The organism is Gammaproteobacteria bacterium, assembly GCA_013816845.1.
Taxonomy (GTDB): Bacteria; Pseudomonadota; Gammaproteobacteria; order DSM-16500; family DSM-16500; genus Aquicella.
On the sequence record JACDDU010000003.1, the window covers coordinates 184,247 to 205,653 of the forward strand.

Below are 21,407 nucleotides of genomic sequence, written 5' to 3' on the forward strand. Positions count from 1 at the left end.
CGGGCGAAAGCTGGTTTGAAATTAAAAATTACTTCGCACTTAAATAACTCGCAATTAAAAGCTTCGTACCGACATTGGTAAAGCGGACTTTGACTTTCATATCTTCACCATCTCCTTCGCAATCAAGGACAGTCCCTTCCCCAAAAACGCGATGGTAAACCTCTTGGCCAATGCGAAATTTTCCTTCTGATTCTGCACGGTATTGATTGGGCATAGCGACAGGACGGGAAATTTTTGTGCGGAAGCGAATTTCATTAATGAATTCCGCGGGGACTTCGTGCAAGAATCGAGAAGGGCGGTGATAAGATTCTTTACCATGCATTCGTCGAACTTCGGCATAAGTCATGAAAAGTTTCTCCATAGCGCGGGTAATACCCACATAACACAGTCGACGTTCTTCTTCCATTTGTTTAGGATCATTCATGGAGAGATAATGCGGGAAAAGTTCCTCTTCACAGCCGGCTAAAAAAACAACTTTAAATTCTAGACCTTTGGCAGTGTGCAACGTCATCAACTGCACAGAATCTTCGTATTCTTCTGCTTGATCGCCACTTGATTCTAATGATGCATAAGCTAAAAATGCGGTGAGGGGCAACATGTCATCGGGAACAGTCTCTTGGATAAATTGGTAAGCTGCATTAACTAATTCTTCTAAATTTTCGATGCGAGTTAAGCCTTTTTCACCTTTCTCTTTACGATAATGTTCAATTAAACCACTCGCAAATAAAACATATTCCACTTGTTTATTTAACGGTAACGCAGTTGTTTTATCTGTCATGTCGTTAATCAGCTTGATAAAGGCAAGCAAGGACGAAGCTGCGCGGGCGGGAAAAACTTGTTGTTGTAAAAGCGCCTCTGCTGCACTCCACAAACTAATATGCTGTACCTTGGCATGTTCGCGAATGGCAGTTAGCGTGCGATCACCCATACCGCGTGTGGGACGATTTACAATGCGTTCAAAAGCAGGGTCATCATGACGATTGGCGACTAAGCGTAAATAAGCTAAGGCATCTTTAATTTCTGCGCGATCAAAATAACGTAAACCACCATAAACGCGATACGGAAGACCAAACTGCATAAGTGCTTCTTCGATAACCCGCGATTGGGCATTGGATCGATAAAGAATAGCGATATCGCGTAGTGAAAAATCACTTTGTTTCATTTCCCGAATGCGATTGACGATAAAGAAGGCTTCATCGGTATCATTAAACGCAGCATAAACCGTAATGGGTTCTCCATCATGACCTTCGGTCCATAAGTTCTTACCCATCCGTCCGGTGTTGTGAGCGATTAAAGCATTGGCTGCTTTTAAAATTGTACCTGTGGAACGATAATTTTGTTCGAGACGAATGATCTTGGCTTGCGGATAATCTTTTGCAAATCGATCTAAATTTTCGATGCGTGCACCGCGCCACCCATAAATTGATTGATCATCATCGCCGACAATCATGACGAAATTAGAATCGCCTGCAAACATTTTCAACCAGGCATATTGAATGGTGTTGGTATCTTGGAATTCGTCAACGAGTAAACAACGAAAACGCGTTTGATAATGCGTGCGTAACTCAGCATTTTCATGCAGCAAATGATAACTTTTTAAAAGTAAGTCGGTAAAATCGATAACACCGGAACGCGCACAGGCTTCTTGATAGGCTTGATAAACTTTAACAAACAATTGCTGTGTAAAGCTGCCCGTATCAACTTGGTGCGGTAATAGCCCTTCTTCTTTCTGCGCATTAATAAACCACTGCAATTCTTTCGCAGGAAATTTATCTTCATCTAAATTAAGTGATTGAATAACACGACGGACTAGTCGATATTGATCGTCCGAATCGAGGATTTGAAACGCTTGCGGTAAATTGGCTTCTTGCCAATGCGCGCGTAAAAGACGATGAGCGAGTCCATGAAAGGTTCCAATCCACATGCTCTTGGTTGGAATGTGTAATAATGAGCCAACTCGTCCACGCATTTCATTAGCGGCTTTATTCGTAAAAGTCACAGCTAAAATGTTAAAGGGAGCAATGTTTTCTACCTCAATTAGCCAAGCGATGCGGTAAATTAAAACGCGCGTTTTACCACTGCCAGCACCGGCAAGAACTAATTGATGCCCCAAAGGTGCGCGTACTGCTTCTTGCTGGGCGGGGTTTAAAGAATTCAGTATCATATCCATTTCCATTAGAGAACCTCGCTGTCGGTGCGCCGATTGGTGTTAAAAAAGGGGGAGTCATTGTAGTATGGTTAATCCGTATCAAAAAGCTTATTTTTTATTAAGCGTGGCAGATGTTAAACAACTCCCTCCTGATGAAGGCTATGAAGTAGCCATTGTTGGTCGATCCAATGCTGGCAAATCAAGTACGCTGAATAAACTAACCAATCTAAAAGGTCTCGCTCGCGTTAGCAAAACTCCCGGTCGGACAAGATTGGTCAATATTTTTGTGATTGATGATACGCGTCGTCTAGCGGATTTACCGGGTTACGGTTACGCAAAAGCGCCCAGGCGCGAACGTGAAGCGTGGCAAAAAACCGTTGATCTTTATTTGCGGGGTAGGACGTGTCTCAAAGGTGTGTTATTAGTTATGGATGTTCGCCACGCTTTTAAAGAATTAGATTTGTTGTTACTTGATTTTTGTTCGCAGCTTGATATTCCCGTCCATATTTTACTAAATAAAGCTGATAAGTTGACGCAAGCAGAAGCGTATCAAGTTATAAAAAAAGCTAAATCGATTTTGACGCATTACGATAATTCTGTTACTTTGCAGCCCTTCTCCGCAACAAAAGGAACTGGTCTCAAAGCCCTGCATATGCAACTTAATCAATGGTATGGATTTAAGGAAGGAGAGTTAACGCATGACAAAAAAACAATTACAAAAAAGGATAGTCCCAGAAAGTCCAAACCTAAAAGCCATCGTTCGTAATAAAGAAGATGAACCCCTCATTGCAGCAGATCAATCACTTCCAGAAATTACATTTCGTGTCATTATTCTTGGTACCATTTTAACAATTGTGCTCGCAGCTGCGAATGCGTTTCTCGGCTTAAAAGTGGGGACAACCGTTTCAGCCTCCATTCCTGCTGCTGTTATTTCTATGGGTATCCTTCGTTTTTTTCGTAACGCTAATGTATTAGAAAATACGATGGTGCAAATCATGGCATCGGTGGGGGAAGCTTTAACCGCAGGTATTGCTTTCATTTTACCCGCCCTCATTATTTTACGGGTTTGGGAAGGATTTAATTATTGGCAAACCGTCGTTACAGGCTTGTTAGGCGGTGGGTTAGGCGTGCTTTTTACCATTCCTTTGCGCCGGGCATTATTGCAAGATAAAACATTACGTTTTCCTGAAGCAGTGGCCATTGGGAATGTCTTAAAAGCAAGTACCCAACGTGAAGATGGCGATTTACGCTCACTCACTTTCGGAGGATTGGTGGGTGCTGCTATTGCATTATTTCAATCAGGCTTTCAAATCCTAACGGATAGTTTTCAGTTTTGGATTAAAACACCCACGATCGTTTTTGGTTTTGGTTTGGGATTATCCCCTGCGTTAATTGCAGCGGGTTACATTGTGGGCGTAAATGTTGCGCTTAGTTTATTAGTGGGAATCCTATTGGGCTGGTTAGGTGGTGTGCCGGTATTGAGTTATATCTATGGCACGACTGCACTCGATGCCAATGTTGCAGCGCTTGATATCTGGCGAGACTACATTCGTTATATGGGTGTGGGGACTATGTTGATTGGTGGACTTTGGACGTTATGCACGTTGTTTAATCCTGTAATCAGCAGCATGGCGGCTTCCTTCTCAAGTCTGCGCGCCATCCGACTCGGCAAAAAAATTGAAACATTACGGACTGAGCGCGATATTCCCATCCATTATGTTTTTATGGGTGCCGCTTTATTACTGATCCCTATTTTCTTTTTGATCGCTCACACGATTATTCCCGCAGATTCTTCCATTACGACAACATTTCGTTATTTTTTATCCGGTTTTAGTACGCTTTATATTTTATTTGGAGGCTTTATTTTTTGTTCCATCATGGCCTATTTTGCAGGCTTGGTGGGTTCGACTAATAGCCCCGTTTCCGGTTTATTAGTTTGTGCACTTCTGGTCGTCAGTCTGATTTTTATGAGCTTTTTTAATTTCTTTGGCGGCATTGATCCTGCTGTTGCTGAAAATATTGGTGTGGTTGCGGCCATTGGCTGCATGGTGATTATTGGGGCTGCGTTATCCATATCAAACGACACGATGCAAGATTTGAAAGTTGGACACATTATTGGCGCCACACCTTGGAAGCAGCAAGTTATGTTAGTTTTAGGCGTTGTGGTGTCTGCTTTTGTGATTCCACCTATTCTTCAACTGCTTTTTAATGCTTATGGTATTGGTGGTGTTTTTCCTCGACCCAATATGAATCCGGCGCAAATGTTAGCAGCACCGCAGGCTGGGTTAATGGCTACAGTTGCAAAAGGAGCATTCAGTCATCAATTGCAATGGGGCATGATTAGTGTCGGCGCTGCAATCGCTTTTTTTAGCATTATCGCTGATGAAATTTTAAAAAAACGATATGGTACCCGCCTACCCGTGTTAGCTGTAGGATTGGGCATTTATTTACCGCTTGAAAGTTCTATGCCAGTTGTGATCGGCGGTTTACTTTCTTACATTGTAGGTAACCGTTTAACCAAACTGTATGCGCATGAACGATTACCTAAACAAGAAGCAAAAATGCAACCGCACCGGCATCGGGGTTTATTGCTAACTTGTGGGATTGTGGCAGGCGCATCCCTTATGGGCGTAATATTAGCAATTCCTTTTGCGCTAACGGAAAGTGCTGATGCACTCCGCATTATGCCTGAGGCCTACATGGGCTTTGCTGGGGTCCTCAGCATCTTTGTAACAGCGATGCTTTGTGTTTGGATTTATCGCGTCGTGATGGCCCGCTAGTGTAGAAAATTTGTCCTCTAGTGTGTTTTTTTTACTCGAAAGCTTCCTCCGGTACGATAGCCAGCATGATACAATGGTCCTTATCCCCGGAGGAGGCGTGATTAGATATGGAATATCTTGAAAATCGCACGTTTGACGAAATTCAGGTGGGTGATACCGCAAGCTTGACGCGTACCCTGACTGAAAATGATATTCAAGTCTTTGCCATCATGTCTGGCGATATCAATCCTGCGCATGTTGATGCTGAATACGCTAAAAGTGAAATGTTTCACCAAATTATCGGTCACGGGATGTGGGCGGGCGCGCTCATTTCAACCGTTCTAGGAACTCAATTACCCGGCCCCGGTACCATTTACATTAGTCAAACCATTCGGTTTAAAAAACCCGTGCTGATTGGTGATACCATCACGGTGGAAGTAATCATCACGGAAAAGATTCCAGAAAAAAAGCGCGTTATTTTAGCTTGTACTTGCCGCAATCAAAATGATCAAAATGTAGTTGAAGGGCAAGCGGAAGTGATTGCACCGACCAAAAAAATCAGACGTCCCAAAGCGCTGTTACCGCATTTAACTTTGCGTCGACCGTATTCGCTTTTTGAACCCTTTTTAGATCGAGCGAAAGCCATCGGTCCACTACGCGCGGGTGTTGTTTACCCGGTCCATCCCAAAATTATTGCAGCAGTAAGCGATGCGAAAGAACGGGGTTTAATTGAGCCGGTTTTGATTGGCCCCCGTGATCGAATTTACGCTGCAGCAAAAGAAGCTAAAATTAATATTGGTGGGTTTGCGCTGATTGAAACTGAGCATTGCCATGCAGCTATTGTGCGTGGTGTGCAATTAGCGAGAGATGGAGATATAGGACTTTTGATTCGCGGCGGCGCCACCCGTGAAGAATTCATTAGATTACTTCAGAAACCTGAAAAAGGCTTAACCTTCGATACCGTATTAAGTAATGCAACAGTGCTTGATGTTCCCACTTATCCAAAAGCTCTCATTTTGACAGATACGCTGATTAATATTGATCCTTCACTCGATGTGAAAAGAAGCATCACCCAAAACGCTATTGATTTTGCGCGGGCACTGGAGATTACGGAGCCCAAAGTTGCTATCTTAGCAGGGGTTGATGCAGTCAATTATCATATGCGTTCTACCGTTGATGCGGCTGCGCTTTGTAAAATGGCTGAGCGTGGTCAAATTCATGGGGGTATTTTAGACGGTCCCCTTACGTTTGATAATGTGATTTCGATCGAAGTCGCTCGGGAAAAAGGTATTGAATCACCTGTCGTTGGAAATGCCGACATCATTATTGTACCCAATGTAGAAACGGGTAATATCTTAGTTAAGCAACTTGAATACTTAGCTGAATCGAAAAATGCCGGTATTGTTTTAGGTGGTCGGGTGCCTGTATTAATGAGTCATATCAGTAATATTTATTTAAGTTCAGTTTCTTGTGCGCTCGCCATTCTTAATACGGATTATCAACGGCGGCGTTATCACTTAGACAAGGAGTCACTATGACCGATAATAAAGAAAAAAATCATCAGGATTATTCAGATTGGTACAATTTATGTATGCAACAAAGCAAAGAATTTTTTAGCTCTGCCGATGAAAATTTGAAGAATTTTTTTGCAACCGATGGTTATTTAAACCCAGAAGATAATTTAAAGAAAATCACCGAATGGTTGAATACGCTTAAAAATCAGTGGTCGTTTTTACAATTTCCAGATGATCAAGATGGCAACGCAATTTATTGGAAGAACATGAATAAAATGTGTCATGAAGCTTCTGATTTAATGGTTGAGCAATGGGTTAAACGGACACGCTCACAACGTCCTATCCGCAATGTGCACGAACTTTATCAGCTGTGGCTTGAATGTTGCCAAGAAGTATATCAACGTTCCTTGCAAACCAATGCTTCACCAGAAAAATACGGCGAGCTCATGAATGCGGCGTTTTATTTTTGGAAAAACAATATGCCGCAGTAGGCAGAATTGGCGTGATTTTTCCAGCTTGAAGCAATGGCGAGTAAGGATTTGCAAAGTAAAAGCTGCACTGAGCGATTTCGGTGCAGTATTGAACAATCTTTTCACTACCCCCCAGTACTCAATCCCGTTGCCCGACGACAGCCCCGGGGAAGTAAGTTGCCACGCCGGCTGCGTTCACCGACGTAGTATTGCCAATCTGAAGGTTTCAACACAAAAGGTTTGGCGCCGCCAACAATCAGCAAATTTTCTTTAGGTGACAAGATAGCAAGATCTAAAACAAATTCTTCCCCGCGTTCAAGTTTAGCACTTGAGATACTCATCATTTTATTTCCTTTACCTTTTGACAGTTCCGGCAGCTCTTGCAAAGAGAAAATTAATAAATGACCTGTATTTGAGAGCACTGCAACAAAATCTTTTTCTCGTGATTTCACTAAACGCGGTGTAAGCGGTTTAGAAAATTTTGGTAAAGAAAGGGCTGCTTTGCCGGCGCGATTTTTTCCGTAGAGTTCATTTAACTTTACGACAAAACCATACCCTGCGTTGGAGGCTAAGACATAATATTCATCTCCCTCACCCATGATCGCGCTGATGAATTCAGCACCCGGTGCAGGATTTAATTTACCCGTGAGTGGTTCGCCTTGACCACGCACTGAAGGCAGCGTATGCGCGGGTAAAGAATAAGCACGACCGTGCGAATCTAGAAAGACGCAAGCTTGGTTACTGCGGCCTAAGGCTTTGGTTAAAGGTGCATCGCCTGCTTTATAGCTTAAACTGGCGGGATCAATTTCGTGACCTTTCCCGGCTCGCACCCAACCTTTTATTGATAAAACAACCGTGGTGGGTTCGGTTGGAAGAATTTCCGTTTCTTTCATCGCTTGTGCTTCTTTGCGCGCAACAATCGGCGAGAGACGTTTATTACCAAATTTTTCTGCATCGCCTACCAATTCTTCACGAACCAATTTTTTTAAACGTGCTTTGGATCCTAACGTTTTTTCAATATCAGCTTGCTCAGTGGTTAACTCTTTTTGTTCACGCCGAATTTGAATTTCTTCAAGCTTTGCTAAATGGCGTAACTTTGTATCAAGAATGGCATCCGCTTGTTCTTCAGTTAATGCAAAGCGTTTAACTAACGCGGCTTTGGGTTTATCTTCCTTACGAATAATGCGAATGACTTCATCTAAATTTAAATAAACAATGATCAAGCCAGCCAAAATATGTAAACGACGATTAATAGCTTCTAACCGATAAGTTAAGCGGCGTCTGACCGTATCTAAACGAAAATCTAACCATTCATTAAGAATGGTCATCAATCCCTTCACTTGGGGACGACCATTAATACCAATCATATTCAAATTGACGCGATAAGATCTTTCAAGATCCGTTGTGGCGAAGAGATGATCCATCAAGCTTTCCGTATCAACGCGGGTAGAGCGCGGCACAATAACTAAACGCGTCGGATTTTCATGATCAGACTCATCGCGCAAATCAGAAACGAGCGGTAATTTTTTATCCTGAATTTGCTGAGCTATTTGTTCTAAAATTTTCCCACCAGAAACTTGGTGCGGAAGTGCATTAATAATAATTTCTTCCTCTTCGATGATATAGGTGGCGCGCATGCGCACCGAACCATTGCCCGTCCTATACATTTCTTTTAAGTCAGCTTTACTCGTAATGATTTCTGCTTCAGTTGGGTAGTCAGGTCCGGGAATCAATTTATAAATATCTGCAAAAGAGGCATCTGGATTATCTAATAAATAAATTAAACCTTTCACCACCTCGTTTAAATTATGCGGCGGAATATCAGTCGCCATGCCGACCGCAATACCTGTGGTGCCATTTAATAAAACATTCGGTAAGCGTGCTGGTAGTAAAGCAGGTTCCCATAAAGTACCGTCAAAATTGGGTACCCATTCCACGGTTCCTGAAGCTAATTCACTTAATAATAGTTCTGCATAACCCGCCAAGCGTGATTCGGTGTAACGCATCGCTGCAAAAGATTTGGGATCATCGGACGATCCAAAATTACCCTGGCCTTCGATGAGGGGATAACGATAAGAAAAAGGTTGTGCCATTAACACCATAGCTTCGTAACAAGCCATATCGCTGTGCGGATGGAATTTGCCTAAGACATCACCGACCGTACGTGCGGATTTTTTAAATTTGGCAGTCGCTTTTAAGCCAAGTTCTGACATGGCATAAACGATACGACGTTGGACTGGCTTTAAGCCATCACCAATATGCGGTAAAGCGCGATCCAAAATCACGTACATGGAATAATCGAGGTATGCTTTTTCGGCATAATCTCGAACGGGAATGTGTTCTATATTATTTGAAGTTGCCATAATTATATTTCTGCCAAGTTACCTTTCTGTTCTAACCAAGTTTTGCGATCGTGCGCGCGTTTTTTGGCGAGAAGCATATCTAACATTTCGTCGGTCTTATCTTTGTCGCGCAAAATCAATTGCATCAACCGACGAGTTTCTGGACTCATTGTTGTTTCACGTAATTGAATAGGGTTCATTTCGCCTAACCCTTTAAAACGAATGACATTGACACGCGGATTGCGTTCTTTATATTCAGCACTAATGCGATCGATGATGCCTTGTTTTTCAGCAACATCCAATGCGTAAAAAGTTTCTTTGCCATGATCAATTCGAAATAAAGGTGGCATGGCAATAAAGACATGGCCCGCTGTAACGAGCGGTCGAAAATGTTTGACGAATAAAGCACACAGTAAAGTTGCAATATGATTTCCATCCGAATCAGCATCCGCCAAAATGCAAATCTTGCCATAACGTAGTGAACTTAAGTCACTTGAGCCTGGCTCAACCCCGATTGCAACTGAGATGTGATTGATTTCTTGTGAAGATAAAATTTGATTGGAATCCACTTCCCATGTATTCAAAATTTTTCCGCGCAAAGGCATGACGGCTTGAAATTCACGATTGCGTGCTTGTTTTGCAGAGCCACCAGCGGAGTCTCCTTCTACTAAAAAGAGTTCACTCATACTTAAATCTTGTGAAGTGCAATCAACCAGTTTCCCGGGTAAAGCAGGACCACTGGTAATTTTTTTACGTGCGACGGTTTGAGCTGCTTTCAAACGCTTTTGCGCATTTGCAAGTGCAAGCGCTGCGAGCGTTTCGCCTAATGCAACATTTTGATTGAGCCATAAACTAAAAGCGTCTTTAATGACACCTGAAACAAAGGTTGAACATTCTCGAGAAGAAAGTCGCTCTTTCGTTTGGCCTGAAAATTGGGGATCATGCAATTTAACTGAAATGATATAAGCACATTGCGACCAAACATCATCCGGACTCAGTTTGATTCCACGCGGCAGTAAATTACGAAACTCACAAAAATCACGTAATGCATCAGACAATCCTAATCGGAAACCATTGACATGCGTTCCGCCTTGAACAGTTGGAATCAAATTAACATAACTTTCTTCAATAATGTCGCCACCGTCTGTCAACCAGCATACGGCAAAATCCACCGCTTCCCGTTCGCTTGCAAATGAACCGGTGAAGGGTATCTCTGGAAGCCGGGGAGTTTTTCCTAATGCTTCTTGCAAATAATGGCTTAAACCTTTTTCATACAGCCACTCATCTTTCTTGCCGGTATGTTCGTCGGTAAAGGTCACTGCCAAGCCAGGGCAGAGTACCGCTTTAGCACGCAAGGTATAACGCAGCTTATTAACTTGAAAACGATTCGTATCGAAATATTTATCAGCTGGCCAAAAGCGCACGCTCGTGCCTGTTTCACCTTTGCGAACAGTGCCGATGCTTTTTAAGTTTGATGTTTTATCCCCATTAGCAAACGCAATGGCATATTCTTTACCACCCCGTTTAATTTGCACTTCCAATTTTTTTGACAAAGCATTGACGACTGAAATACCTACGCCATGTAGTCCGCCGGAAAATCGATATTGCTTATTGGAGAATTTAGCGCCGCTATGCAGCCGTGTCATAATAAGTTCGACGCCGGTAACTTTTTCTTCGGGATGGACATCAATCGGCATACCGCGTCCATTATCAACCACAGCGAGCGAGCCATCTTTATAAAGCGTTACATCAATGCGGTTTGCATGCCCTTCTAAGGCTTCATCGACACTGTTATCAATAACTTCATGGGCCAAATGATTCGGGTTATCTGTATCTGTATACATTCCTGGTCGACGACGAACAGGTTCAAGCCCACTTAACACTTCAATTGCAGAAGCGGTGTATTGACCCCGCGCAGGTTTTGCTTTTGTAATTAATTTTTTTGCCATAACTGTCGTAACCATTCCCGATTGAGTTGTAACCATTGAAGGGAAATAATAGCTGGTGAGGTTTTGATTTTGCCTTCTTGTAACAAAATAAACGCTTCATCAGCAGGTAAAATTATTGTATGAATATCTTCATTTTCTTCTTTTAAACCGTAATCACCCTCGACGGTACTTGCATCCATTTGCCCGCAATACAAATGCAAATATTCATTGCAACCTCCGGGGCTTACGAAATATTCGTGAATTCTATACAAATTAAGCAAGTTGCATCCGGCTTCTTCTTTAGCTTCGCGGATAGCGACCTCAGTCATTTTTTCAGCAGGTTTGATGATGCCTGCAATGACTTCAAGCAACCAAGGACTTTGGGGATTCGCAAGTGCGCCCGGTCGAAATTGTTCTATCAGCATGACTTTGTCGGTCACTGGATCATACGGTAAGACAGCAACAGCTGATTGTCGTTCCATCAATTCGCGTAGCACAATATCGCTTTGTGAACCGTCAAACAAGCGAAAACGCAGTTGCAAGCGCACCATTCTAAAAACACCTTCATAAAGCACTTCCCGCTTTAAAATTTCATAATCATTGTGGGTAAAAGTATTTAAGGTTGGTTTTTTCATGGTGTATTCAATTAATCATGATGTTGATTGAGGGGCGGATTTTAAGTTTAAGGCTTCAATTTGCTTTTCAAGATCGGAAAGTTTTTTCCGGGTTCGCAGTAAAACTTTTGTTTGTGTATCAAACTCTTCCCGCGTTACTAATTCAAATTTATTAAAAATTTGTAATAATTGTGCGTGACAATTTTTTTCAAAATCTTTTTTAAGGGCTTCAATTTGGGTTGGAAGCAATTCACTCAATTGACTCGCTAGATTTTTTATAAAATTGGAGTTTGACATGTCGTATCTCTTTGATTAATGCCACATCAGCATACTTGCGTTTTACTTTTTTATAAAGGGGGGCAGTTTGACTGATTGGATTTTGAATTCGCCTAACCCGAAATTTGCAAAAATTCGTCTTTTGATGACTTTACATTATAATAACGGGCGATAACCAAAACAATAAAGGTACTCCTCTTGTCACGCCTCGTCATTGCAACCCGCAAAAGTCCTTTGGCCATAAAACAAACAGAGCAAGTAAGTCAGCGCTTACGTGCGTATCATCCTGATTTAACGATTGAATTACTTCCCATCACAACACTTGCCGATCAATTTCTGAAAGTACCACTTACGGAAATGGGAGGCAAAGGGGTGTTTGTCAAAGAATTAGAAGAAGCGCTTCTGGCCCACCACGCAGATATTGCTGTGCACTCCATGAAAGATGTACCAATGGAATTGCCGCCAGGATTAAGCTTGCCTGTGGTATGTCCGCGTGTCGATCCACGGGATGTTTTAGTGGCAAACGAATTTACCACTTTCGAAGCTTTACCGCCGGCAGCACTAATTGGCACCTCTAGTTTACGTCGGCAAAGTCAATTATTGGGATTGCGGCCGGATCTTAATATTGTTCATCTAAGAGGCAATGTTAATTCACGGCTGAAGCGGTTAGATCAAGGCGAATTTGCCGGGCTCATACTGGCAGCGGCTGGTCTTAAGCGATTAGAATTAGAGAGCCGTATTACGGATTATTTTAGCCCGCAAGCGATGTTACCTGCTGCAGGTCAGGGTGCCTTGGGAATCGAATGTCGCAGTGATGATAAGGACACGTTAGGCCTCATTGAATCTTTGCAGGATATATCGACGCTCCATTGTGTTCAAGCAGAACGTGCCATGTGTACAAAACTTGGCGCAGGATGCATGGTACCGGTCGCGGCTTATGCGGAAATGCATGAGGAAATGTTGCATCTGCGAGGTTTGGTTGCAGATGAAAGTGGAGCTATACAGCTTAGAGCGGAAGCAAAAGGACATTTTACCGAAGCGGAAATTTTAGGCACACGTGTCGCTGATGCTCTCTTAAAGCAAGGCGCTGCCGCTTTACTTGCAGCCCTCAAGCAATGATAACTTCTGTACTGGTTACGCGGCCTGATCCGCAAGGTAGTCATTTGTGTGCAACGTTGCGCGCAAAAGGGTTTGAATGCGTGCATTTACCAACGCTTGTGATTGGACCCCCTTCCAATATTGTACGAGTAGAACAGGCGCTCGAAAATCTTGCTAAGCAACAGTGGCTTATTTTGATTAGTCCGCAAGCTGTCTATGCACTCGAAGCGTTTTGCATCAAAAATGGCTTAATCATATCCGACTCTGTCAATTTAGCTGCGGTGGGTGCTGGGACTGCCACTTTATTGCGCGGACTGACCCATCGGGAAGTACATTTCCCCCCGACGGATTGGAGCGCTGAGGGGTTATTGGCACTTCCTGTCTTCCAAAACGTTGCGCAACAAAAAATCATGATGTTGCAAGGCAATGCGGGTCGAGATGTGTTACTTCGAACTTTTATTGAGCGTAAAGCCTACGTGGAAGTCGTTGAAGTATACCAACGACTTTTGCCGGAAATGGATATGGAGCCCTATCAGAAGCTGCTGCAAAATCACGCTTTTAATGTTATCGTGAGCACCTCCTTTTCAGGTGTAAAAAACTTAAAAACACTGTTTGGTACAATGCATTGGGAGCGTTTAAGGCAACTTCCAGTTATCGTAGTTAGTAATCGTATCAAAGCGCTAGCATTCGAATTAGGTTACAAAACCATATGGGTCGCTAAAAATGCAAGTGATGAGGCAATTTCGACTGTGCTTGAAGAAAAAAGGGAAAGTTTATGGCAGATGAGCAAATAGTAGAACCAGAGTTGACGCAACCAAAAATAAAGCCAAGAAATAAAGGTGTTATGGCCATTTTATTTTTATCGCTTTGCTTTGCTATTTTAATTTGCGTTTTTGGCGTGTACACCCTCATTAAATCCAACCGGTTGCTGACGCAAAATTTTGCTTTTTTACAAACGCAATCGGCATTTGATGCCAAAACTTTTACCAATCTCGCGCAATCCATTGCCAGAATAGACCAAGAGACAAAACAGTCTCAAGCTTTATCCACCGAAGGCGTGCGTCTCATTAAAGAATGGCAAGAAGCGCAAAATGGTGATTTAAAGCAGTGGCAAGTTGCGGAATCAATGTACTTAGTGCGCTTGGCTAATGATTTGGTTCAACTGAGCTATAACGCTGATTCGGCCCTTAAATTATTAGAGCGGGCAGAGCTTGTCTTACAAAATCAAAATGATCCGAGTTTATTTTCGATTAAGAAATCTCTCGCAGAAGATAAGGCGAAACTAAAAGCGTTACCCCAACTTGACGTTACTCAAGTTTTTTTACAAATAACTGCCTTGGCTACGCAATTGAACCAATTGCCTTTACCTGCTACACCTTTGCCCCCCACTGGTACAAACGCAAATGCAACCATGAACACGGAAGACCCGTGGTGGCAACGCGGCTTACAACAATCTCTTAATGTTTTAAGAAAAATTGTGATCATTCGTAAAACTGATGGCAATACGCCACCGCTGGTTTTACCTGACGAAAAATTATTCTTATATCAGAATTTACAAGCTCAAAGTGAAGCGACGAGTTGGGGTTTGTTGCATCGCAATCAAATGATCTACCAAACAAGTTTGAATAAAATGAACTATTGGATCAAAACTTATTTTGCACAAGATGCTCAAGCGACTCAATCGGTTCTCGAAACCATTGCAGCATTACAGCAATTAAATGTTGCTCCGCCTGATATTAATTTGGGTGAAACTTTACAACAATTCGATGCGTATTTTCGTAATCAGCAAACAGCGAAGGCACCATAAGGGACATTATGATACGTTTAATCGTTTTTTTAATTATTCTTATTGCCTCCGTTTGGTTAGGCATAGAAATCATGCGGCATCCGGGCTTTTTATTATTGGTCTATCAACCTTGGATGATTCAAATGCCTATTTGGTTTGCTTTACTTGCAACCCTTATCATTTTTATCACCTTCTATTTAGTGATTAATAGTTTTGATCAATTACAATTTACATGGTTTCGTATGAAAAATTGGTTACGTCATCGTCGCGAACATCAATTATTAAGTAAAACGCAACAAGGTTTTTCAGCGCTTATTGAAAGTCGATATAAACAAGCTGAGCAATTATTGGTAGGTAGTGTTGATCAAACACTTGAACCGTTAATTAATTATTTGAGTGCTGCAAAGGCAGCGCATGCGCAAGCTGCTTTTGAAAGACGCGATCAATATATTCAAAAAGCTTATGAAATGGCGCCGAGTGAAACGTTTGCTATTGGCTTAACCCAAGCAGAATTGGAATTTTCGCAAAATCAATCGGAGCATGCGCTTGCAACGTTAACGCACTTGCGTCAAAAAAATGCCCGTCATCCAGGCGTCCTAAAATTACTTAAAAAAATCTATGTGCATTTAGGTGATTGGCAACATTTGTTATTAATCCTTCCTGATTTACGTAAAGCTAAATTACTGACAGATGAAGAAACGCAATTATTTGAAAAAAACATTTATTGTGAAATGTTAAATGCTGCGCAATTTACAGATGCTAACGCTGCCAAATTGATGTGGGATACGGTTCCAAAGCATCTTAGAAAAAATCCGGCTGTGATTACCAGTTATCTTCAACAATTAGTTCGCTTTCCAGAAGCGCATCAACAAGTTGAAGATCTCATTCGTAAAGTTTTGAAAACTCATTATCAAAGCGAGCTCGTTTTGCTTTATGGCGATCTTAATTTCACTCAATTAAATCGCGAATTAATTACACTCGGCCATTGGTCAAAACAATATGGCATGCGCCCAGAGATTTTATTAACCCTAGGTAAGCTTTGTGTAAAATTAAAATTATGGGGTAAAGCAAGAGATTATTTTGAAAAATGTTTAAGTCTTGGACCTAATCCCGCAGCTTCACTTGCCTATGGTGAATTGATGGAAGCTTTAAACGACAGAGAGCAAGCATTACAAATTTACCGAACAAGTTTGGAAAATTTGTTGCAACCTGCGATCGTTGTTAAAAGCACGGTACAAATTATTTAGAGGAATATTGGTATGGCTATTCTACCCATTCTTAAGTTTCCGGATCCCCGCTTGCGGATTAAAGCGCAACCCATTCAGGAGATTACTCAAGAGATCCGTCAAATTGCAGAAGATATGCGCGAAACGATGTATGCCAACAATGGCGTGGGTTTAGCTGCAACGCAGGTCGGCATTAATTGGCGTATTTTTACGATGGACGTTTCTGAGGAACACAATCAACTTTATTACATTATTAATCCTGAAATCATTACCAAAGAAAGTACGCAAGAAGATATGGAAGGGTGTTTATCAGTGGGTGGCGGAGCTTACGATCGCGTGAGCCGTGCACGTTATGTGAAAATGCGCGGATTGGATTTGGAAGGCAAACCCATCGAGCTTGAAGGTCAGGATTTAATGGCTGCCTGTATCCAACATGAAATCGATCATTTAGACGGTATTTTATTTATCGATCATCTGTCGCGTTTAAAACAAGAACGCATTCGTAAAAAAATTGAAAAATATACGCGTCGTTAATGTAGGTCGTCATTTCTTCTACCCTAGATAGGATTAATGTTATGAAAGTGGTCTTTGCGGGGACGCCGCAGTTTGCTGCGATTGCACTTGATGCTCTTATAAAATCTAAACATCGAGTTATGGCTGTTTACACACAACCTGATCGTCCTTCTGGTCGTGGACTTAAGTTAAAAGCCCCTCCCGTGAAAGAACTTGCGCTACAATTTCAAATTCCTGTCTTTCAACCCGCTTCCTTAAAAAACGGCGCTGAAGTGGATGAACTTAAACAGTTGCAAGCCGATGCTATGGTGGTTGCGGCTTATGGATTATTATTACCAGCTGAGGTTTTGCATTTATTCCCACAAGGTTGTTTGAATATCCACCCTTCTCTTTTACCTAAGTGGCGTGGCGCGGCCCCGATTCCTCGAACCCTTGCTGCCGGCGAAAGTATAACTGGCGTCACCATCATGCAAATGGACCCAGGCTTAGATACGGGTCCGATGTTTTTACAAGAGCAATACATTTTAGAGCCGAATGAAACTGCGCAAACCCTCCATGATCAACTCGCTACAATAGGCGCGAGATTGATGGTGCAAACGCTGGATCAATTAGAAAGGAATGAAATTAAAGCCCTTGCCCAAGATAATGCTTTAGCAACGTATGCGCATAAAATTAGTAAAGAAGAGGCACTTATTGACTGGCAACGTAAGGCACAGGAGTTAGAATACGAAGTGCGAGCTTTTAATCCATGGCCGGTTTGTTATACAACGTGGGGGGGCGAAACCTTACGAGTGTGGGAAGCTAAAGCGATTGATCACTACCCCGTTTCACCACCACGAACCATTTTACATGCATCAGCTCAAGGACTGGATATTGCAACCGGCCAAGGTGCACTGCGTTTGTTAAAAGTGCAACTTCCCGGCGCCAAAGCTATTCCGATTGCTGATTTTTATCACGCGAAACAAAAGGATTTGATTGTTGGAGAACGTTTTATTTGAACAAGATCGAATCCCCTAAAAATAATCAAGCGCGTTTACTAGCAGCGCGTATTATTGAAGATGTTATTGGCGGGCATGCTTTATCAGATTTGCTGGCTAATCGATTGCAACATATTCCTGAGCGCGATGCGGCTTTTGTTAAAGCACTTTGTTATGGCGTTTGTCGTTACTACGAACGACTTGATTTGATGCTTTCGCAACTATTAAAAAAACCGATGCGCGAACGCGATGTCGACGTTTTTGCCTTGTTGTTAGTTGGACTTTATCAATTGAGCGAAATGGGGACACCCCAACATGCTGCAGTTGCCGAAACGGTTGAAGCTGCAAAGCTTTTAAAAAAACCTTGGTGTGTCAGCTTAGTGAATGCTTTGTTACGTGAATTTATTCGTAACCAAGCAACCATTACAGCGCATACCATGAAGGAATTAGAGGGCCACTATGCGCATCCGCTATGGTTCATTGAAAAAATAAAACAAGATTGGCCGAACCATTGGGAATCTATACTGACTGAAAATAATGCGCATCCTCCCTTAACTTTGCGTGTGAACCAAAGCATTATTTCGCGTGATGATTATCTGCAAAAAATACAAGCTGCAGGTATTCACGCTCATCGTTTACCTGAAACAGGTGCGGGTATCATTCTTGAAAAAAGTATGACTATCGAAGCGCTACCCGGTTTTAAGGCTGGCGAATTTTCTGTCCAAGATGGTGCAGCCCAATTATGCGCACCCCTGTTAGAACTTAAACCGCATTTACGTGTTTTAGATGCAGCTGCAGCGCCTGGTGGGAAGTTAACGCACTTAATTGAACTTGAACCACTACTTGATCTCACGGCGCTTGATAAAGACCCTATTCGCTTACAAACCATCAAAATTAATTTGCAACGCTTACAACAAAAAACACGTTGTATTTGTGCAGATGCTGCCAACACAAAAGGTTGGTGGGATGGAAAAATGTTTGATCGAATTTTGCTGGATGCTCCTTGCACGGGTAGCGGCGTTGTACGACGGCACTCCGATATGAAACTCTTAAAGCAACCAGGCGATGCCAAAAAATTAGCCCAAGAACAAACCCGTTTACTCGAAGGACTCTGGCCAACACTTGCCCCAGGTGGAATACTTTTATATACGACCTGTTCTATTTTCCCTGATGAGAATCAGGCGGTAATCAATAGTTTTTTAGCTAATCACCTCGACGCGATAGAAGAAAAGATTGAAGCCGATTGGGGTATTCCAATGCCAATGGGTCGTCAAATTCTGCCCGGCATGCACCAAATGGACGGCTTTTATTTTGCGAAAATAAAAAAGAAAACAGAGTTTTGATTTTTGGTAACGAAGAAGATAGGCTGGATGGCCGAAACTCATTTAAAAAGGGAGAAAAAATGAGAATTTTAAAATTTATTAATGGAATTGCAAATGCAACACTGGGACTTGGTTTAGCAGGATTTGCTTTGCTAAAAGGGATATTGTTCAACCGTCAACCAGAGGAAATGCAAACGTCGGAATTCACAGCTTACGGACGGGGCAGCATAATGGGGGTCGGCCTGTTTGCTTTGGGAACGCAGCAAATATTTGAAGCACTCAGTCTTAAAAGAGAACAAATGCCGCAAATCGTAAAACCTGCTGAAAAAAATAAGCAGGCCATAGAACCTCAAACTCAATCCGTGATCACCCCGGTAACTGTGCCAATCATGGCGGTAATGCCTGAAATTGAGGCGGTAAAGAAAGTGCCTTTTGAAAAAAGGAAAAAATTCCAAACGCTATTTTTAAAGAATACGGAACCGACTGTTCATCACCCGCAAGCCACTCATTTTAAAAACACGATAAGAATGACAAATAAATAACGAGTAATAGGGGAAGGCCCATGCGGATTGAGTACGACGTAAAACTAGACTTTCGTGACGTGTTAATTCGTCCGAAGCGTAGTGTATTAAAAACAAGAGCCGAAGTTTCACTCGATCGAGAATTTCGTTTTAAGCATACTAAAACCATCTGGCAAGGCGTGCCCATTATAGCAGCAAACATGGATCATACCGGTACGTTTGCGATGGCGGATGCCCTTTCCAAGCATAAATTATTAACTGCACTCGATAAATTCAGCACGCTTGCTGATTGGGAAGCGTTTGCAAAAAATTCACCTGAAAATTTAGCGTTTAGCTTTGTTTCTCTGGGCATTTCAGAAAGTGAATTTACCAAACTTGAAACGATTATTAACGCAGTCGATATTAAGTTCATTTGTTTAGATGTGGCAAATGGATATACCGAACGCTTTGTTGCATGTTTAGAGCATTTGCGTGAAAAGTATCCTGATATCGTCATTATGGCAGGGAATGTTGTCACCGGAGAAATGGTTGAAGAATTAATTTTATCCGGGGCTGATATTGTGAAAATTGGTATTGGTCCAGGTTCGGTGTGTACGACGCGAGAAAAAACGGGCGTCGGTTATCCGCAGCTTTCCGCCATTATTGAATGTGCAGATGCAGCGCATGGTTTAGGGGGGCAAGTCTGTGCTGATGGTGGTTGTGCAACACCTGGTGATGTTGCAAAAGCTTTTGCAGCGGGTGCAGATTTTGTGATGTTAGGCGGCATGCTTGCAGGTCACGATGAAGGATTAGGCGAAGTGATTGAAGAACACGGTAAGCAATTCAAACGCTTTTATGGGATGAGTTCTTCCGAAGCCATGGAACGTCATCATGGCAATGTGCCGAATTATCGTGCGAGCGAAGGTCGTTCGGTGAATGTGCCATATCGAGGTGCGGTGGAAAATACCGTTTTAGATATTCTTGGGGGCATTCGATCCACTTGTACCTATGTGGGTGCTCATCGGCTCAAAGAATTATCGAAGCGCACCACCTTCATTCGTGTGACACAGCAACTTAATGAAGTTTTTGTTCCATACGATGTTGATAAAGGTAAGTAGATGCTTGGGACGCGCCTTTGTTGCAAGGATAGCGTCTCATGATGTTGATCACCAGATATACATATGCCATCCAATTTTGGATTGTTTTGCAACGCTAAAATTCCTCAGCTATGATGGCCGGCTTCGTAGACCAAGAAAAAAGGAGTGTAGAAATATGTTAAAAAAATTCCTTATGACAAGTTTTGTTTTTGTCAGTGCGTTAAGTTTGGTGCATGCTAACCCCGCACCTTATGTGGGAGCGAGCTTAGGTATCGTGACAAATACTTCGCCTGATGCTTTTACCAGTTTAACAACTTCGGGCGGCTACCCCGTTCGATCACCTTCAAATTTTCGTGGCGTACCCTTTAGTGCCTTTCTTGGGTATGGCGGCATGCTTTACCAAAATTTTTACCTTGCTGGTGAGTTAGCGGCGACGATTGGGACGGCCACCATTTCTGAAAGCGGTAGCCTAAAAACCAGCTATGGTTTTGGTGCAAGTATATTACCCGGTGTTTATTTAAGTGATCATACGATGGCTTATGCTCGACTGGGCGTGGTGAATTCCAGATTCACGACATTACAAAAAAATGTGACCGGGGGACAAGCGGGTCTCGGTATGCAAACAAGTCTAACGCAAAATGTTGATGTACGAGGTGAATACGACTTTACGGCTTATCCATCTATTACCGGACCAACTGGCCAAGTGGATGCACCCCGTTCTGATGCTTACACCCTAGGTATTATTTATAAATTTGATTAATTTCGTGCCGTACTTGCGCTATCTTATGTATCTTAAATGGCTGTTAAGATAGCGACGGCCCATGCACACATTCAGG

Annotated in this window: 19 protein-coding genes; 14 read left to right on the forward strand and 5 right to left on the reverse strand. The window is 42.4% G+C overall.

Annotated features, from left to right (window positions below):
* Positions 1-28: 28 nt before the first annotated feature.
* On the reverse strand, positions 29-2,176 hold the full coding sequence (gene uvrD / locus H0W64_06720; GenBank protein MBA3661402.1) for a DNA helicase II: 2,148 nt from the start codon (positions 2,174-2,176) through the stop codon (positions 29-31).
* Positions 2,177-2,234: 58 nt separating this feature from the next.
* On the opposite strand from uvrD, the gene H0W64_06725 reads away from it, so the two are divergent.
* The 4 genes from H0W64_06725 (at position 2,235) to H0W64_06740 (ending at position 6,913) form a co-directional block, all read left to right on the forward strand.
* Positions 2,235-2,915: a YihA family ribosome biogenesis GTP-binding protein gene (locus H0W64_06725; protein ID MBA3661403.1), complete on the forward strand. Its 681-nt coding sequence runs from the start codon at positions 2,235-2,237 to the stop codon at positions 2,913-2,915.
* A complete protein-coding gene (locus tag H0W64_06730; protein MBA3661404.1) occupies positions 2,848-4,929 on the forward strand; it encodes an oligopeptide transporter, OPT family in 2,082 nt (693 codons plus the stop codon). Before H0W64_06725 ends, H0W64_06730 begins: the two co-directional genes overlap by 68 nt.
* Before the next feature lie 107 nt (positions 4,930-5,036).
* Positions 5,037-6,446: a bifunctional enoyl-CoA hydratase/phosphate acetyltransferase gene (locus H0W64_06735; protein MBA3661405.1), complete on the forward strand. Its 1,410-nt coding sequence runs from the start codon at positions 5,037-5,039 to the stop codon at positions 6,444-6,446.
* Positions 6,443-6,913, forward strand: a complete 471-nt coding sequence (locus tag H0W64_06740; protein MBA3661406.1) for a hypothetical protein — start codon at positions 6,443-6,445, stop codon at positions 6,911-6,913. The genes H0W64_06735 and H0W64_06740 overlap by 4 nt, the downstream gene beginning before the upstream one ends.
* 104 nt (positions 6,914-7,017) lie before the next feature.
* Here H0W64_06740 and parC read toward each other — a convergent pair whose 3' ends face one another.
* Genes parC through H0W64_06760 form a run of 4 tightly spaced genes read right to left on the reverse strand, consistent with a single transcriptional unit; the run spans position 7,018 to position 12,073 of the window.
* On the reverse strand, positions 7,018-9,255 hold the full coding sequence (gene parC, locus H0W64_06745) for a DNA topoisomerase IV subunit A (GenBank protein ID MBA3661407.1): 2,238 nt from the start codon (positions 9,253-9,255) through the stop codon (positions 7,018-7,020).
* A 2-nt stretch (positions 9,256-9,257) separates the two neighbouring features.
* A complete protein-coding gene (gene parE, locus H0W64_06750; protein ID MBA3661408.1) occupies positions 9,258-11,183 on the reverse strand; it encodes a DNA topoisomerase IV subunit B in 1,926 nt (641 codons plus the stop codon).
* Positions 11,168-11,797, reverse strand: coding sequence for an NUDIX domain-containing protein (locus H0W64_06755; GenBank protein MBA3661409.1), 630 nt, complete (start codon positions 11,795-11,797; stop codon positions 11,168-11,170). The genes parE and H0W64_06755 overlap by 16 nt, the downstream gene beginning before the upstream one ends.
* A 15-nt stretch (positions 11,798-11,812) precedes the next feature.
* Complete coding sequence (locus H0W64_06760; GenBank protein MBA3661410.1) at positions 11,813-12,073, reverse strand: accessory factor UbiK family protein; 261 nt, start codon at positions 12,071-12,073, stop codon at positions 11,813-11,815.
* Positions 12,074-12,250: 177 nt separating this feature from the next.
* Here H0W64_06760 and hemC point away from each other — a divergent pair, with 177 nt between their 5' ends.
* The 10 genes from hemC (at position 12,251) to H0W64_06810 (ending at position 21,331) form a co-directional block, all read left to right on the forward strand.
* Positions 12,251-13,171 (forward strand): hydroxymethylbilane synthase, encoded by a 921-nt coding sequence (gene hemC / locus H0W64_06765; protein MBA3661411.1) that lies wholly within the window; start codon positions 12,251-12,253, stop codon positions 13,169-13,171.
* Complete coding sequence (locus tag H0W64_06770; GenBank protein MBA3661412.1) at positions 13,168-13,944, forward strand: uroporphyrinogen-III synthase; 777 nt, start codon at positions 13,168-13,170, stop codon at positions 13,942-13,944. Before hemC ends, H0W64_06770 begins: the two co-directional genes overlap by 4 nt.
* Positions 13,926-14,957, forward strand: a complete 1,032-nt coding sequence (locus H0W64_06775; GenBank protein ID MBA3661413.1) for a uroporphyrinogen-III C-methyltransferase — start codon at positions 13,926-13,928, stop codon at positions 14,955-14,957. The genes H0W64_06770 and H0W64_06775 overlap by 19 nt, the downstream gene beginning before the upstream one ends.
* An 8-nt stretch (positions 14,958-14,965) precedes the next feature.
* Positions 14,966-16,183 carry a hypothetical protein gene (locus tag H0W64_06780; protein MBA3661414.1) on the forward strand — a complete coding sequence of 406 codons (1,218 nt, stop codon included), beginning with the start codon at positions 14,966-14,968 and terminating at the stop codon, positions 16,181-16,183.
* A gap of 12 nt (positions 16,184-16,195) precedes the next feature.
* Positions 16,196-16,696 (forward strand): peptide deformylase, encoded by a 501-nt coding sequence (gene def, locus H0W64_06785; GenBank protein MBA3661415.1) that lies wholly within the window; start codon positions 16,196-16,198, stop codon positions 16,694-16,696.
* A gap of 41 nt (positions 16,697-16,737) precedes the next feature.
* Entirely contained in the window at positions 16,738-17,673 is a 936-nt protein-coding gene (locus H0W64_06790) for a methionyl-tRNA formyltransferase (protein ID MBA3661416.1), read from the forward strand.
* A gap of 5 nt (positions 17,674-17,678) precedes the next feature.
* On the forward strand, positions 17,679-18,995 hold the full coding sequence (gene rsmB / locus H0W64_06795) for a 16S rRNA (cytosine(967)-C(5))-methyltransferase RsmB (protein MBA3661417.1): 1,317 nt from the start codon (positions 17,679-17,681) through the stop codon (positions 18,993-18,995).
* Positions 18,992-19,516, forward strand: a complete 525-nt coding sequence (locus tag H0W64_06800) for a hypothetical protein (protein MBA3661418.1) — start codon at positions 18,992-18,994, stop codon at positions 19,514-19,516. Before rsmB ends, H0W64_06800 begins: the two co-directional genes overlap by 4 nt.
* A gap of 20 nt (positions 19,517-19,536) precedes the next feature.
* On the forward strand, positions 19,537-20,592 hold the full coding sequence (locus H0W64_06805; GenBank protein MBA3661419.1) for a GMP reductase: 1,056 nt from the start codon (positions 19,537-19,539) through the stop codon (positions 20,590-20,592).
* Positions 20,593-20,746: 154 nt separating this feature from the next.
* Complete coding sequence (locus H0W64_06810) at positions 20,747-21,331, forward strand: hypothetical protein (protein MBA3661420.1); 585 nt, start codon at positions 20,747-20,749, stop codon at positions 21,329-21,331.
* The last annotated feature ends 76 nt before the right edge of the window (positions 21,332-21,407 follow it).

Bases quoted from the DNA above. Each gene is read 5' to 3' on its own strand.
- uvrD (MBA3661402.1), bottom strand. From the start codon at position 2,176: ATGGAAATGGATATGATACTGAATTCTTTAAACCCCGCCCAGCAAGAA.
- H0W64_06725 (MBA3661403.1), top strand. From the start codon at position 2,235: ATGGTTAATCCGTATCAAAAAGCTTATTTTTTATTAAGCGTGGCAGAT.
- H0W64_06730 (MBA3661404.1), top strand. From the start codon at position 2,848: ATGACAAAAAAACAATTACAAAAAAGGATAGTCCCAGAAAGTCCAAAC.
- H0W64_06735 (MBA3661405.1), top strand. From the start codon at position 5,037: ATGGAATATCTTGAAAATCGCACGTTTGACGAAATTCAGGTGGGTGAT.
- H0W64_06740 (MBA3661406.1), top strand. From the start codon at position 6,443: ATGACCGATAATAAAGAAAAAAATCATCAGGATTATTCAGATTGGTAC.
- parC (MBA3661407.1), bottom strand. From the start codon at position 9,255: ATGGCAACTTCAAATAATATAGAACACATTCCCGTTCGAGATTATGCC.
- parE (MBA3661408.1), bottom strand. From the start codon at position 11,183: ATGGCAAAAAAATTAATTACAAAAGCAAAACCTGCGCGGGGTCAATAC.
- H0W64_06755 (MBA3661409.1), bottom strand. From the start codon at position 11,797: ATGAAAAAACCAACCTTAAATACTTTTACCCACAATGATTATGAAATT.
- H0W64_06760 (MBA3661410.1), bottom strand. From the start codon at position 12,073: ATGTCAAACTCCAATTTTATAAAAAATCTAGCGAGTCAATTGAGTGAA.
- H0W64_06770 (MBA3661412.1), top strand. From the start codon at position 13,168: ATGATAACTTCTGTACTGGTTACGCGGCCTGATCCGCAAGGTAGTCAT.
- H0W64_06775 (MBA3661413.1), top strand. From the start codon at position 13,926: ATGGCAGATGAGCAAATAGTAGAACCAGAGTTGACGCAACCAAAAATA.
- H0W64_06780 (MBA3661414.1), top strand. From the start codon at position 14,966: ATGATACGTTTAATCGTTTTTTTAATTATTCTTATTGCCTCCGTTTGG.
- def (MBA3661415.1), top strand. From the start codon at position 16,196: ATGGCTATTCTACCCATTCTTAAGTTTCCGGATCCCCGCTTGCGGATT.
- H0W64_06790 (MBA3661416.1), top strand. From the start codon at position 16,738: ATGAAAGTGGTCTTTGCGGGGACGCCGCAGTTTGCTGCGATTGCACTT.
- H0W64_06805 (MBA3661419.1), top strand. From the start codon at position 19,537: ATGCGGATTGAGTACGACGTAAAACTAGACTTTCGTGACGTGTTAATT.
- H0W64_06810 (MBA3661420.1), top strand. From the start codon at position 20,747: ATGTTAAAAAAATTCCTTATGACAAGTTTTGTTTTTGTCAGTGCGTTA.